Origin of the sequence: Streptomyces sp. CB01249, from assembly GCF_001905735.1 — a bacterium.
In the GTDB taxonomy this organism is placed as follows: Bacteria; Actinomycetota; Actinomycetes; order Streptomycetales; family Streptomycetaceae; genus Streptomyces.
Map to the genome: position 1 here is coordinate 110,025 of NZ_LISW01000007.1, position 13,031 is coordinate 123,055.

The following is a 13,031-nucleotide window of genomic DNA, read 5'->3' on the forward strand; positions in this document are numbered from 1 at the left end:
GCACACGGGCGTGCGTGCGGATCCGAGCGTAAGGGGCGACACCGACAGACGCCTCGGGGTTGTGCGGAACCGTTGTGGTTCCGGTCACTCCGGCGTGACCGTACCGTCCGTCAGTCCGTCGTAGAGGCCCTGGACGAGCTGTCCGCCGAGGCGTCCGGCGAGCCGCAGCGCGTCCTCGAACGCGGCGAGCGCGCGGAACCGTTCGCCGTACCGCCGCTGCTCCGCCAGGGGCAGGCGCGGCAGTTGGAGGCGGCGGGCGTCGAGCCGGGTCGCGGTGGAGGCGTGGCTGCTGGCCTGCCGGTTGTTGGTGGTGCCGCGCAGGAAGCCGGCGAGGAACCAGGGGTCGAGCACGGCCGGGTCGGGGCGCAGCAGCTGGAGGTTGCGGCCGAGCGCGGCGCCCGCGGTGGCCTCGTCCACGACCCGGACGACGGTGACGCCGCCGAGCACGGGAACGACGACGTCGCCCGCCTCGACCAGGACGGGCTCCTCGGGGGCGCCGGTGGCCGGGGCGCCGGAGGGCGGTGTGCCGCCCAGCACGTCGTGCTCGGTGAGAACGGGGCCGGTCCCGGTGCCGGCGCCTCCGTGGCGCAGCTGGAGGGCACCCGCGCGGGCGAGTTCGCCGAGGGTGGTGAGCGGGCGGTGTGCGGGTGCGGTGGGCGCGGGGGGCGGCGGGGTGAGGCTCGTGGCGAGGCCCAGGGTCGTGGTCAGCCGCTCCCGTACGACGACGAGCTCGGCGGGTCCGCCGGTGGCTGCGGGGGACGGGAGGTGGCGGGCGGGGGCGAGGTCCACGTCGTCGTCGAGGAGTTCGATGACGGGGACGGTGCGGGAGGCGGCGGAGTGCGGTGCCGTGGGCTGCGGCTGCTGTCCCTCGTACGCGTGCCAGGCGTCGAGCACCGCGTGGCGCAGGGCGGTCAGGTCGAGGCGGTCCCGGCCGCCGCCGGTGGTCTGCTCGGCGGGCTCCGCGGTGTCGATCAGCAGCAGTTCGGGCGTGGGCTGCGGCTCGGCGCCGGGCCTGCGGAGCACCCACAGGTGGAGCGGGATGCCGTACGGGGGCGCGGCGCCGGCCGGGAGCGCGATGACGGCGCGCAGGGCTCCCCGGCGCAGGAGGTCGGCGCGGATACGGCGGCCGGAGCGGCGGGAGGCGGCGGCGGGCGGCATCAGGAGGACGGCGGTGCCGCCGTCGCGCAGCCGGGCCAGCGCGTGCTGCACCCAGGCGAGTTCGGACTCGGTGCGGGCGGGGAAGCCGTACTCCCAGCGCGGGTCGTAGGCGAGTTCGTCGTGGCCCCAGTTGCGCTCGTTGAACGGCGGGTGGCAGAGCACCGCGTCGGCGGCCAGGCGCGGGAAGGCGTCGGTGCGCAGGGTGTCCCCGGTGCGCACGTCGAGGGTGCGCTCGCCGGGGGCGGTGCGCGGGGTGTCCGCGGTGCGCAGGGCGAGGCGGAGCGCGGTGACGGCGGCGAGGCCGGGGTCGCTCTCCTGGGCGTGGAGGGCGGTGGGGCTACTCGTGGCGTCGGGGGCTCCCGCGGCGTCCGCCGGGCCGAGGGCCGCGGTCAGCAGGGCGCCGGTGCCCGCCGCCGGGTCGAGCACCGTGCGCACGCCGGGTCCGCCGGTGCCGGCCAGCTCCGCCATCAGTTCGGCGAGCCCGGGCGGGGTGAGCGTGTACTGGCGCGGGTTGGCGTCGAGCTGACGGCCGAGCAGGAACTCGTACGTCTCGTGGACGCCGGTCCCGGCGGTCCCGGCGGCCAGCTCGGCGGCGCCGCGCAGCAGCGGCACGGACGGCAGGAGCTCGGCGCGGTCCGGGGTGCGGACGGCGCGCCCGTTCCCTGCGGGGCCGAAGCGGTCGGCGAGGGCGTCGTCCAGGGCGAGCGAGAGCACCCCGGCCATCCGCTCGTCGGACACACCGGTGATCTCCCGCCAGGCGGCGGGGCTGCGGTTCACCAGGAGCAGGGCGCAGCCGGTGTGGACGAGGGCGGTGACGGGGCCCGCCGGGTGGCCGGCGAGCTGCTGCCAGACGCGTTCGCGGAGGGGGACCTCGACCAGCTTGCCCTGGTCGCGCAGCCACCGCTCGACCTCGGACAGGGCGAAGGACGGGCTGGTCTCGGTGCCGCCCACGGGCTGGGGGAAGTCGGCGTGCCGGCGGCGCCAGTTGCTGACGGCGGCGCGCCCCACGCCCGCCAGGCGGGCGATCCCGGCGGCGGTCACCTCTGTCGCGTTCTCCGGCACTTGCTGTCTCCCTGTGCTGTACCGCTGGCGGGTCGGGGCGAGCATACCGACCCGTACACAGCAGCGCACTCGCCATCGATTCACGGCGTGCACGAACCTGTTTCGCGTGAACCGTGTTGACTCGGTTCACAGATGATGCTGTGATTGACCCGTCGCTGAACGAGCGGCATCAGGTGGATCCGCTCACCACTTCATCCCGTACTTGCCGAAGGGCACAGCCATGTCCCAGTTCACGCAGCCGCCGCAGTCCCCGCAGCCCCCGCACTCCCAGCCGCAGCAGCCGTACGGCCCCGCTCACGCGCCCGGCCTGCGCCCCGCGCGCAACGGACTGGGCATCGCCGCCCTGATCCTCGGGCTCATCGGTGCGGTGTCGGGCCTGATCCCGTTCCTCTTCTGGCTGGCGGGCATCCTCGGGACGATCGCGCTGATCCTGGGGCTCGTGGGCCGGGGCCGCGCCAAGAGGGGCGAGGCGACGAACAAGAAGATGGCCACGTTCGGCACGGTCCTCGCGCTGATCGCGCTGATCATGTCGGTGGTCGGCGCGGTGATCACCTTCAAGGCGGTGGACGACGCGGTGGACGACCTGAACAAGGCGGTGTCGGACACGAAGACGTCCGCGAAGCCGAAGGCGGGCGAGGACGCCGGCAAGGGCGCGGAGAAGGAGAAGTCCGGCGACGACAAGGCCGGCAAGGAGGAGAAGCCCACCGGTGAGGCACTGGAGGCCGGTGACGCGATCGTGTACGACGACGACCTCACGGTCACGGTGGGCGACGCGACGAAGTACTCCCCCGGCGAGTTCGCGGCCGGTCACACCAAGGGCAACAAGGCGTACCAGGTCGCCGTGGTGATCGAGAACGCGGGCAAGGAGAAGTTCGACTCGGCGCTGGTCACCGTCGAGGGACGGGCCGGGAAGGACGGGGTCGACGCGGAGCAGATCTTCGACGACAAGGTCGGCTCGGGCTTCACCGGCACGATCCTGCCGGGCAAGAAGGTCACGGTGCTCTACGCGTTCGACGCACCGGCCGACGCGAAGAACCTCACCGTGGAGGTCAGCCCCAGCTTCACGTACGACTCGACGCAGTGGGACCTGAAGCTCTGACCCGCGCAGCGTGCCCGGCCCCCGCGGAACCCGCCCCCAGGGCGGGTTTTCCGCGTCGGCTCAGCCCTCGCGCTCCCCCGGCCAGGCGGCCAGCGCCAGTTCGGCGATCTCGGCCAGCTCCTCCGGGCCCGCCCCGTCGCAGGAGCGCTGCGACATGCCCTGGACGACTGTCGCGAAGTACCCGGCGAGGGCCCGGGGGTTCACCCGCGCCGGCAGTTCGCCCGCGCGCTGCGCGTCCCGCAGCCGCGCTTCCCAGGCCGTGATGTTGGAGTTGCGCACGCCCCTCAGACGGTCGGCCACCCCGGCGTCCTGCGGGGTGACGTTCGCGGCCCCCCTGATCACCATGCAGCCCGCCGGGTGCGAGCGGTCCGCGTAGATCCGCGCGGCCTCCCGCAGGAGGCGTGCGAACGCGCGGTAGGCCGTGGGCTCCTGTTCCAGGGCGTCGCGCATGAAGGTCCCGACGGGCGTCCTCCCGTACGCGGCGACCGCCTCCTCGAAGAGCGACCGCTTGTCGCCGAACGCGGCGTAGAGGCTCGCGGGCCGGATGCCCATCGCCTCCGTCAGCTCACCGATCGAGGTCGCCCCGTATCCCCGCTCCCAGAACAGCCGGACGGCCGCCGCGAGCGCGGCGTCCCGGTCGAAGGAGCGCGGCCGTCCGCGCACCGCACCTGTCTCACCCATGCCCCACATTCTAGAGCGCCCGCTCAAGAAGTCGTGCTACGTTCTTTCTGGAACGATCACTCAACAAATAGCTGAGGGGTAACAGTCATGCCTGCACACGCACTTGAGGGCAAGGTCGCACTGGTCACCGGTGGCAGCCGGGGCATCGGCAGGGGCATCGCGGAACGCCTCGGACGCGAGGGCGCCGTCGTCGCCGTCGCCTACGCCAGGGACGCGGCAGCGGCCGACGAGGTCGTGGAGGTCATCCGGAAGAACGGCGGCTCGGCGTTCGCCCTCCGGGCAGAGCTGGGCACCCATGGGGACGCGGCCGCGCTGTGGGAGGCGTTCGACGCGGAGATCACCGCGCACGCGCCCGACGGCGGGGTGGACATCATCGTGAACAACGCGGGCGCCGGGCTCTACTCCGAGCTGTCCTCGCTCACCGAGGAGGCGTTCGACAAGGTCTTCGCCGTCAACGTGCGGGCACCGTTCTTCATCGTCCGCCACGGGCTCGGCCGGCTGCGCGACGGCGGCCGGGTCATCAACATATCCAGCGGCGCGGCCCGGATCGCGATGCCGAACATCATCGCCTACAGCGCGACGAAGGGCGCCCTGGACAACTTCACGCTGACCCTCGCCAAGGAGCTGGGCCCGCGCGGCATCACGGTCAACTCGGTGGCCCCCGGCATCATCGACACCGACATCAACGCGGACTGGCTGCGCGGCGACGCGGAGGCGGAGGCCCGGTCCGCGTCCCTGGCCGCCCTGGGCCGCGTCGGACAGCCGCGCGACGTCGCGGACGTCGTGGCGTTCCTCGCCTCGGACGACTCCCGCTGGGTGACGGGCACGGTGATCGACGCGACGGGGGGCTCGGGGCTCTGAGGACGCGGCCGGGGCACGGGGAGGGCGGCGGACCGGGCCCGCCGCCCCTCGTGACTACCGCCGCGTCAGCCGCCGCACTGCTTCAGCATCATGTCCTTGTCCGCGCTCGTCACCGGCAGGTCGTACTTCAGGGAGACCTGCGCGAAGCGGAGCACGTACGCGCAGCGGATCGGCTTGTACGGGGGGAGCCAGGTCGCGGGGCCCGCGTCGCGTTTGGCGTTGTTGGCCGGGCCGTCGACGGGGATGAGGTTGAGCGGGTCGTTGGCGATCTGCTGGCGCTTGGACTCGTTCCAGTGGGCGGCGCCCATCTGCCAGTCGTACGACAGCGGCATCACGTGGTCGATCTGGACCTTGGTCGCCTGCTGCTTGCGCCACTCGATGGTCTTGCCGGTGTACGGGTCCTTGAGCGTCATGGAGACGACCACGCACTTCGAACCGGAGCGCAGCTCGACGTCCTTGCCGTCCCGGGCGAGCAGGTCGTTGCGGGTGTCGCAGCCGTTGTGGGACAGGGGGACGTCGTCCACCGAGTCCTTCCACGCGTACCCGAACTTGTCCCGCTCGTAACCGGTCTTGGGGCCGCGCCCCTTGGTGGCGACCTTCTCGATGATCTTCCGTGCCGCCGCACGGTCCTTGTCGGAGGTGAGGGGCGCGAGGCCGGGCTTCGTCCCGTCGTCGTTCGTCAGCGGGCTGGCGCCGAAGCCGGTGGCGGACTGGCCGCCGCCGTCCGCGCCGCCGCCGGTGGTGTCGATGTCCTTGGGCAGTTGGTCGGGGTCGCAGCCGCTCAGCGTCAGCACGGCCGTGGCGGCCAGGGCGGGGACCATCACTCGACACACGCGGGGAGATATCACTCGTAGCCGTCCTGACGGTGAGAAAGCCGAACCAACCAGGGAATTCTACGAACGTCTTCCCCGCCAGGAGGATTTCATGGCTGCGATCCGTTCCCGCGTGCGGGCCTGATCACACCTTGCCGATGCCCAGCGTGTTCTCGGACGGCAGCAGCCCCGACCCGATCGCCGCCACCCACAGCGGGCCCAGCAGTGCGACCAGCCGTTCCCGCTCCGCGTACGTGAGCACCCGCCACGGACCCGCCGCCGCCTCGTCCGTACGCCGCTCGACCTCGGCCCGCAGCGCCCGGCCCGCCTCGGTCGCCGTGCCGTCGGCGGTCACCAGGCCCCGCTTCTCCAGCCGGTCGAGCGCCGCCTGCCACTCCCCCTCGTCCCAGCCCCGGCTGCCGAAGACCTCGCGTCGGGCCGCCCCGATCGCCGCGAAGGAGACCAGCGACTCGACGGGGTCCAGCTCCGCGTGCGCGAGGGCCGCGAGGTGGCCGTCGCCCCGGTGTTCGCGCAGGACGGTCGCCGCGTGCCACAGGGCGAGGTGGGGTGCGTCGGGCCAGGGCAGCGCGGCGTTCGCGGCGGCCATCGGCCGGTCCGCCGTATCGGCCGCCTCCGCGACGCGCCGCAGCAGCGCGGCGGCCTCGGCCGTGTCCGGCGAGGCGGTCCCGTCGCCCAGGAGCGCCTGGTACGTACGGTCGACGGCCCGCTCCCGCGCGGCCAGCACCGCGTCCGGCGAGGCGACCGACCAGACGGCGGGGACGTACGCGCCGACCATGCGCGGGCTGAAGCTGTGGAACGTCTCCCCGACCCGGTCCGCCCCCGCCGCGCCCAGCGGCGCCGCGCGCCAGGCGAAGTAGCTCGGCCACCGCTCATCGACCGCGTATCCGAGCGCGGCGGCCTCCTCGAACGCCTCCGGCGCGTAGTACAGGACGGCGTGCACCGGCTCCAGCAGGTGCCACAGCTGCCGTACACGCATCAGGTCCTCAGACATGTCCACACCTTCCGCCACGCCACGCACCGGCCATCTAGCCACTGCCTAGATCCCCAGAGTGCGCGTCATCGGCGAACTTGTCAACGACTAGATCCCGCGTAACCTGCTGTCCATGACCAGCGACCGCGCCTACCACCACGGCGACCTGCGGCGGGCCGTCCTCGCCGCCGCCCTCGACGTCATCCGCACCGAGGGCCCCGCCGCGCTCAGCCTGCGCGACCTGGCCCGCCGGGCGGGCGTCTCCCACGCCGCCCCCGCCCACCACTTCAAGGACCGCACCGGCCTGCTGACCGCGATCGCCGCCGAGGGCTACGCCCTGTTCGCGGACACCCTGGCGGCGGCCCCGGACCTCCAGGAGCGGGGCGTGGCGTACGTACGGTTCGCGCGGGCGCACCCGGCCCACTTCCAGGTGATGTTCCAGCCGGACCTGTACCGCACGGACGACGAGGACCTCTTGGCCGCGAAGGACCGCGCCACGGCGGAACTACGCGCGGGGGTCGCCGACCGGCCCCCCACCGACGACCCCCGCGTGGCAGGCGTGGCCGCCTGGTCCCTCGCCCACGGCTTCGCCACGCTGCTGCTGAGCGGCAACCTGGACGACGCGGTGGGCGACCGCGACCCGGAAGAGGTCTTCCGCCTGGTCGGCCGACTGCTGTTCAGCCCCGGGGACGTGCCCGGCCGGTGAAGGCCTATTCGGCCGTGAACTCGTACTGCACCTCGTACAGATGCCCGGCCTTCACCATGACCGTGGCCTCGATGGGCCGCTCACCATCGCTGTAGACGACGCGCAGCGTACGCAGAACCGGCAGGCCGCCGGGCAGGCGCAGCGCCTGGTACTGCTCCTGAGTGGGCACCCGCGCGGACACGCGGTCGACGCTGAGCCGTGGAGGGTATCCCAGCTCCGCGAGCAGCGTCGGGGTTCCACCCGGGATCTTGCGGCGAGCCGCCATCGGCGTACCGCTGACGATGTCCAGCGGGTAGTACGAGGCCACGAGTTCGGCGGGTTCGTCGTTGATCACGAGCAACTGGCGCCGCAGCAGGGCCGGATCGCCCTCCGCAAGCCTCAGCGCCTCCGCGACATCCGCCGGTGGCCGGACCTCGGCCACTTCGAGCAGGGTGCTGTGCGCCCGAGCGCCGCCCTTCGCCGCTTCGGTCAGCCAGCGGTACGGTTCCCCCGCGCCCGCCGGGGCCATGGACGCAGCCGGGCGCACGGTCCGCTGGCGGTGCTCGCGGACGGTCACCGACGCGCCCGCCCTGCCGATCACCAGCGCCTCGTCCTTGAGCAGCTGCACCGCCTTCTGGACCGTCGCGTTCGAGGCCTCGAACCGCTCCTTGAGGTGGGCCGTCGAGGGCAGATTCGCGCCGGGCGCGAGGTCTCCGCCCATGATCTGGTCCCTGAGATCAGCCGCGATCCGCTCATGCAACGAACGGTGGTCGGCGGCATCGGCTTCGGGTCTGGGCACAGTCATCCGATCTTGATCTCGTAGCGCAGCTTCTGGCGTCGCGGGGGCATGGCCATGACGTCGACCTGAAGGGGCCGGTCCGCCTCGTCCAGGGTGAGTCGCGTCAGCTGGAGGACCGGGTCCCCCTCTGCCATCGCCAGCTGCTCGGCCTCGGGGCCGGTCGCGCGCCGCGCGGTCACCTCTTCACGTACGCGTACGCCGACATGACCCAGCTCCGCCAGGAGCCTGACCGCCCCACCGGGAATCTTGGCCGTACCGGCGAGGCCGGTGCCGCCAGCGATGCCCAGCGGGTAGTACGTGTCCGTCAACTCGCAGGGCACGCCGTCGAGGTACATGATCCTGCGCCGGGCGACCACGTTTTCCCCGGCCGCCACCCCGAGCAGCTCCGCGACCGCTTCCGGGGCGGCCACCTCGCCCGCCTGGACGATGCGCTGGCTTCCCCGGCGCCCCTCGGCGGAAGCCTCGGCCGCCCAGGTGTCGCCCGGGGCGCCGGAGGACGCGGCGAGGTAGGGCGTCGACGTGCTGACCCATTCGTTACCGCCCATGTCCTTCTCCTCCACAGCTCCCACCGACACGACACCCAGCGTGCCTCATCTCCAGGCGGGAGGCGCACTCGCATCCCCACGAGAGACAACTTGGCCGCCTTTCGCGAATAGCAGTAAGGTCATCGCCACGTTACAACCCGCAAGCAAGGCGGTGAACCACCGTGTCCCTGGTGCAGCAACGACGCTTCACCCGCAGGCGCACCTCTGTCGGTGCCTCACGCGAATTCGTTACCGGCGTCCTCGCCGAGTGGCAGCTTCACACCTTGATCGAGGACATAAGGCTGTGCGTCTCGGAACTCGCCACCAACGCATTGCTGCACGGCGTCCCGCCAGGCCGGGAGTTCAGCGTCGCCCTCCACCGGGTCGAGGACCAGGTACGACTGGAGGTCCGCGACAGCGGGCCCGGTCAGCCCAGCGTCCAGCAGGCCGCCGACGACGCCTGTTCCGGACGCGGCCTGCACCTCGTGCGGGGACTCGCTGACGACTTCGGAGTCGATGACCACGTCGTCGGCAAGACCGTGTGGCTGGTCTTCAAGACCTCAGCCACCGCAGCCGCACTTCCGTGACGGCTGACGCCATGCTGCACCTGTCCCGGCCGCGCCTTCGGGCGAGCGGCCGGGACAGATCACCGTACGGCCCTCACGACCCCAGAATCGTCGTAAGGAACTCCCCCGTCCACGCCAGCAGTTCCCGGCCCACCACCGGCTTGCCGCCGATCTTGCCCGTCGTCGGGCGGGGGACCAGGATCTGGTGGACCGCCGGCTTGATGACCGTCTTCGGGTACAGCCGCTTCAGGCGGAGTTCCTGGGACTCGCGGAGTTCCACCGGGGCGAAGCGGATGTTCGGGCCCTGGAGGACGATGTCGCCGACTCCGCAGGCGCGGGCCAGCATGCGCAGGCCCGCCACCAGGAGGAGGTTCTCGACGGGCTCGGGGAGCTTGCCGTAGCGGTCGGTCAGTTCCTCGCGGACCGCCTTGATGTCGTCCTCCGAGGACGCCGAGGCGATCGAGCGGTACGCCTGGAGGCGCAGCCGCTCGCCGGGGGCGTAGTCGTGCGGGACGTGCGCGTCGACCGGGAGCTCGATCTTGACCTCCAGGGGCGGTTCCTCCTCCACGCCGCCCTCCAGGGAGGCCCGGTAGTCGGCGACCGCCTCGCCCACCATGCGTACGTACAGGTCGAAGCCGACGCCCGCGATGTGGCCGGACTGCTCGCCGCCCAGGAGGTTGCCCGCGCCGCGGATCTCCAGGTCCTTCATGGCCACGTACATGCCCGCGCCCATCTCGGTGTGCTGGGCGATCGTGGCCAGGCGCTCGTGGGCGGTCTCCGTCAGGGGCTTCTCCGGGGGGTACAGGAAGTACGCGTAGCCCCGGTCGCGGCCCCGGCCGACGCGGCCGCGCAGCTGGTGCAGCTGGGAGAGGCCGAAGTTGTCGCCGCGCTCCACGATCAGCGTGTTCGCGTTGGAGATGTCGATGCCGGACTCCACGATCGTCGTGGAGACCAGGACGTCGAACTTCTTCTCCCAGAAGTCCACCACGACCTGTTCCAGGGCCTGTTCGGACATCTGGCCGTGCGCCGTGGCGATCCGCGCCTCGGGCACGATCTCGCGCAGCCGCGCCGCCGCCCGGTCGATCGACTCGACCCGGTTGTGGATGTAGAACGCCTGGCCCTCACGCAGCAGTTCACGCCGGATCGCGGCGCCGATCTGCTTCTCCTCGTACGGCCCGACGAAGGTCAGGACCGGGTGGCGCTCCTCGGGCGGGGTGGTGATGGTCGACATCTCACGGATGCCGGTGACCGCCATTTCGAGCGTACGGGGGATGGGCGTCGCGGACATGGTCAACACGTCCACGTTGGCGCGCAGCTTCTTCAGCTGCTCCTTGTGCTCGACGCCGAACCGCTGCTCCTCGTCCACGATGACGAGGCCCAGGTCCTTGAACTTCGTCTCGGAGGAGAACAGGCGGTGGGTGCCGATCACCAGGTCGACGGCGCCGTCCTTCAGCCCCGCGAGCGTCGCCTTGGACTCGGCCTCGGACTGGAAGCGGCTCAGCGCGCGTACGTTGACGGGGAACTGGGAATAGCGCTCGGTGAACGTGCCGTAGTGCTGCTGCACGAGCAGCGTGGTGGGGACGAGGACGGCGACCTGCTTCCCGTCCTGCACCGCCTTGAACGCGGCACGGACCGCGATCTCCGTCTTGCCGTACCCCACGTCGCCGCAGATCAACCGGTCCATCGGGACCGACTTCTCCATGTCCTCCTTGACCTCGGCGATCGTCGTCAGCTGGTCGGGCGTCTCGGCGTACGGGAACGCGTCCTCCAGCTCCCGCTGCCAGGGGGTGTCCGGGCCGAAGGTGTGGCCGGGGGCCGCCATCCGGGCCGAGTACAGCTTGATCAGGTCGGCGGCGATCTCCTTGACGGCCTTCTTGGCGCGCGCCTTCGTCTTCGTCCAGTCCGCGCCGCCGAGCCGGTGCAGGGTGGGCGCCTCGCCGCCGACGTACTTGGTGACCTGCTCCAGCTGGTCGGTCGGGATGTACAGCCGGTCGCCGGGCTGCCCGCGCTTGGCGGGGGCGTATTCGACCAGCAGGTATTCGCGCGTCGCCCCCTGCACCGTGCGCTGCACCATCTCGATGTAGCGGCCCACGCCGTGCTGCTCGTGCACGATGTAGTCGCCGGTCTCCAGCGTCAGCGGGTCGATCGTCTTGCGCCGCCGCACCGGCATCCGGCCCAGGTCCTTGGTGGCGGTGCGCTGCCCGGTGAGGTCGGTCTCCGTGAGCACGGCGAGCTTCAGGCCGGGGTGGACGAAGCCGTGGTCGATGGCCCCGCACGAGACGTGCACCACGGACGGGGTGATCTCGTCCAGGTCCGGGTCGAGCCGGGCCGCGATCCCCTCGCCGCCCAGCATCTCGACCGTACGCGAGGCGAGCCCCTGGCCCTCCGTGACGTACACCGTGCGCCAGCCGTCGGCCAGCCGGCCCTTCGTGTCGGCGAACGCCCGCGCGGTGTCCCCCCGGTACATCTCCGGCGCCTGCATGCCCAGCGCCAGCGTGTCGTCGTCCAGCTCGGCGTCGGCGGCGAACGGGGAGATCGACCACCACATCATGTCCAGCTCACGGGCCCGCTCGCGGACATCCGCGATGCCCCGCAGCGAGGCCGCGCCGACGTCGATGGGGGCCTCGCCGCCGCCCGCCGACGCCGCCCAGGACGCCTGCAGGAATTCCTGGCTGGTCGCGACCAGGTCCGCGGCCCGGGTCCGGACCCGCTCGGGGTCGCAGACGACGGCCATCGCGCCCTTGGGCAGCACGTCGAGCAGGAGCTCCATGTCGTCCACGAGGACCGGGGCGAGGGATTCCATGCCCTCCACCGCGATGCCCTCGGCGATCTTGTGGAGGAGCTCGCCCAGCTCGGGGTGGGCCTCGGCGAGCGCGGCGGCCCGCTCCCGCACCTCGTCCGTCAGCAGGAGCTCGCGGCAGGGCGGCGCCCACAGGCCGTGCTCGGCGACCTCCAGGGACCGCTGGTCCGCGATCTTGAAGTAGCGGATCTCCTCGACGTCGTCGCCCCAGAACTCCACCCGGAGCGGGTGCTCCTCGGTGGGCGGGAACACGTCCAGGATGCCGCCGCGCACCGCGAACTCGCCGCGCTTCTCGACCAGTTCGACCCGGGCGTACGCGGCTGCCGCCAGCGCCTCCACGGTCTCGCCGAGGTCGGCGCTCTGCCCGGTGCGCAGCGCGACGGGTTCCAGGTCCGCGAGCCCCTTGACCTGCGGCTGGAGCACGGACCGGATGGGCGCGACGACCACCGAGACCGGCCCGGTCTCCGGGTCGTCGGCGCGCGGGTGCGCGAGGCGCCGCAGCACGGCGAGCCGGCGGCCCACGGTGTCGGAGCGGGGCGACAGGCGCTCGTGCGGCAGGGTCTCCCAGGACGGGAACTCCGCGATCGTGTCCGACGGCAGCATGGTGCGCAGCGCGGCCGCCAGGTCCTCCGCCTCCCGGCCGGTCGCGGTGACCGCGAGGACGGTCCGCCCGGCGTCCCGGGCCAGCGCGGCGACGGCGAAGGGCCGCGCGGCGGGCGGGCCCACCAGGTCGATGTGCATCCGGTGGCCGTCACCGGCGGCCTTCACCGCTTCGTCGAGCGCCGGATCACGTACGACGACATCCAGCAGACCGTTCAGGCTCATGAAGGGCTTCCGTCCGGGTGAGAAGAAGGGCTCTGACGGCCGGCTGCCGCCAGGGCGCGCTGCCCCGGGGGCAACGCGAAGGGCCCGACACGTGTGACGGGCCGGGGGTTACTAGCGTACGACTCGGGGAAGCCGGCCGCTGCGCGACAGGGGTCCCATAAGCCACAC

Annotated in this window: 11 protein-coding genes; 4 read left to right on the plus strand and 7 right to left on the minus strand. The window is 72.4% G+C overall.

Translation table 11 applies throughout. From position 1 onward, the window contains the following. Window positions 1-84 precede the first annotated feature (84 nt). Window positions 85-2,220: an N-6 DNA methylase gene (locus AMK18_RS27275; RefSeq protein ID WP_073864857.1), complete on the minus strand. Its 2,136-nt coding sequence runs from the start codon at window positions 2,218-2,220 to the stop codon at window positions 85-87. A 220-nt stretch (window positions 2,221-2,440) separates the two neighbouring features. Between AMK18_RS27275 and AMK18_RS27280 the strand changes: the two genes are divergently transcribed. Then, complete coding sequence (locus AMK18_RS27280) at window positions 2,441-3,319, plus strand: DUF4190 domain-containing protein (RefSeq protein WP_073864858.1); 879 nt, start codon at window positions 2,441-2,443, stop codon at window positions 3,317-3,319. Between the two features lie 60 nt (window positions 3,320-3,379). Here AMK18_RS27280 and AMK18_RS27285 read toward each other — a convergent pair whose 3' ends face one another. Beyond that, complete coding sequence (locus AMK18_RS27285) at window positions 3,380-4,009, minus strand: TetR/AcrR family transcriptional regulator (protein ID WP_073864859.1); 630 nt, start codon at window positions 4,007-4,009, stop codon at window positions 3,380-3,382. Window positions 4,010-4,087: 78 nt separating this feature from the next. Between AMK18_RS27285 and AMK18_RS27290 the strand changes: the two genes are divergently transcribed. Next, window positions 4,088-4,861 (plus strand): SDR family oxidoreductase, encoded by a 774-nt coding sequence (locus AMK18_RS27290; RefSeq protein WP_073864860.1) that lies wholly within the window; start codon window positions 4,088-4,090, stop codon window positions 4,859-4,861. Window positions 4,862-4,926: 65 nt separating this feature from the next. On the opposite strand, the gene AMK18_RS27295 is transcribed toward AMK18_RS27290, so the two are convergent. Both AMK18_RS27295 and AMK18_RS27300 read right to left on the minus strand, forming a co-directional pair. Next, the gene (locus AMK18_RS27295; protein ID WP_198957092.1) at window positions 4,927-5,682 is read right to left on the minus strand and encodes an HNH endonuclease family protein; all 756 of its coding nucleotides are present in this window, start codon (window positions 5,680-5,682) and stop codon (window positions 4,927-4,929) included. 136 nt (window positions 5,683-5,818) lie between these two features. Continuing rightward, entirely contained in the window at window positions 5,819-6,685 is an 867-nt protein-coding gene (locus tag AMK18_RS27300; protein ID WP_073864862.1) for an SCO6745 family protein, read from the minus strand. Window positions 6,686-6,797: 112 nt separating this feature from the next. On the opposite strand from AMK18_RS27300, the gene AMK18_RS27305 reads away from it, so the two are divergent. Further along, entirely contained in the window at window positions 6,798-7,370 is a 573-nt protein-coding gene (locus AMK18_RS27305) for a TetR/AcrR family transcriptional regulator (protein WP_073864863.1), read from the plus strand. A 4-nt stretch (window positions 7,371-7,374) separates the two neighbouring features. On the opposite strand, the gene AMK18_RS27310 is transcribed toward AMK18_RS27305, so the two are convergent. Then, window positions 7,375-8,154, minus strand: a complete 780-nt coding sequence (locus AMK18_RS27310; RefSeq protein ID WP_073864864.1) for a GntR family transcriptional regulator — start codon at window positions 8,152-8,154, stop codon at window positions 7,375-7,377. Further along, on the minus strand, window positions 8,151-8,693 hold the full coding sequence (locus AMK18_RS27315; protein ID WP_073865044.1) for a GntR family transcriptional regulator: 543 nt from the start codon (window positions 8,691-8,693) through the stop codon (window positions 8,151-8,153). The genes AMK18_RS27310 and AMK18_RS27315 overlap by 4 nt, the downstream gene beginning before the upstream one ends. Before the next feature lie 161 nt (window positions 8,694-8,854). On the opposite strand from AMK18_RS27315, the gene AMK18_RS27320 reads away from it, so the two are divergent. Beyond that, window positions 8,855-9,259: an ATP-binding protein gene (locus tag AMK18_RS27320; protein ID WP_073864865.1), complete on the plus strand. Its 405-nt coding sequence runs from the start codon at window positions 8,855-8,857 to the stop codon at window positions 9,257-9,259. 73 nt (window positions 9,260-9,332) lie between these two features. Here AMK18_RS27320 and mfd read toward each other — a convergent pair whose 3' ends face one another. Continuing rightward, complete coding sequence (mfd, locus tag AMK18_RS27325; protein WP_018104091.1) at window positions 9,333-12,863, minus strand: transcription-repair coupling factor; 3,531 nt, start codon at window positions 12,861-12,863, stop codon at window positions 9,333-9,335. Window positions 12,864-13,031 lie beyond the last annotated feature (168 nt).

Bases quoted from the DNA above. Each gene is read 5' to 3' on its own strand.
- AMK18_RS27280 (WP_073864858.1), top strand. From the start codon at position 2,441: ATGTCCCAGTTCACGCAGCCGCCGCAGTCCCCGCAGCCCCCGCACTCC.
- AMK18_RS27285 (WP_073864859.1), bottom strand. From the start codon at position 4,009: ATGTGGGGCATGGGTGAGACAGGTGCGGTGCGCGGACGGCCGCGCTCC.
- AMK18_RS27290 (WP_073864860.1), top strand. From the start codon at position 4,088: ATGCCTGCACACGCACTTGAGGGCAAGGTCGCACTGGTCACCGGTGGC.
- AMK18_RS27295 (WP_198957092.1), bottom strand. From the start codon at position 5,682: ATGGTCCCCGCCCTGGCCGCCACGGCCGTGCTGACGCTGAGCGGCTGC.
- AMK18_RS27300 (WP_073864862.1), bottom strand. From the start codon at position 6,685: ATGTCTGAGGACCTGATGCGTGTACGGCAGCTGTGGCACCTGCTGGAG.
- AMK18_RS27305 (WP_073864863.1), top strand. From the start codon at position 6,798: ATGACCAGCGACCGCGCCTACCACCACGGCGACCTGCGGCGGGCCGTC.
- AMK18_RS27310 (WP_073864864.1), bottom strand. From the start codon at position 8,154: ATGACTGTGCCCAGACCCGAAGCCGATGCCGCCGACCACCGTTCGTTG.
- AMK18_RS27315 (WP_073865044.1), bottom strand. From the start codon at position 8,693: ATGGGCGGTAACGAATGGGTCAGCACGTCGACGCCCTACCTCGCCGCG.
- mfd (WP_018104091.1), bottom strand. From the start codon at position 12,863: ATGAGCCTGAACGGTCTGCTGGATGTCGTCGTACGTGATCCGGCGCTC.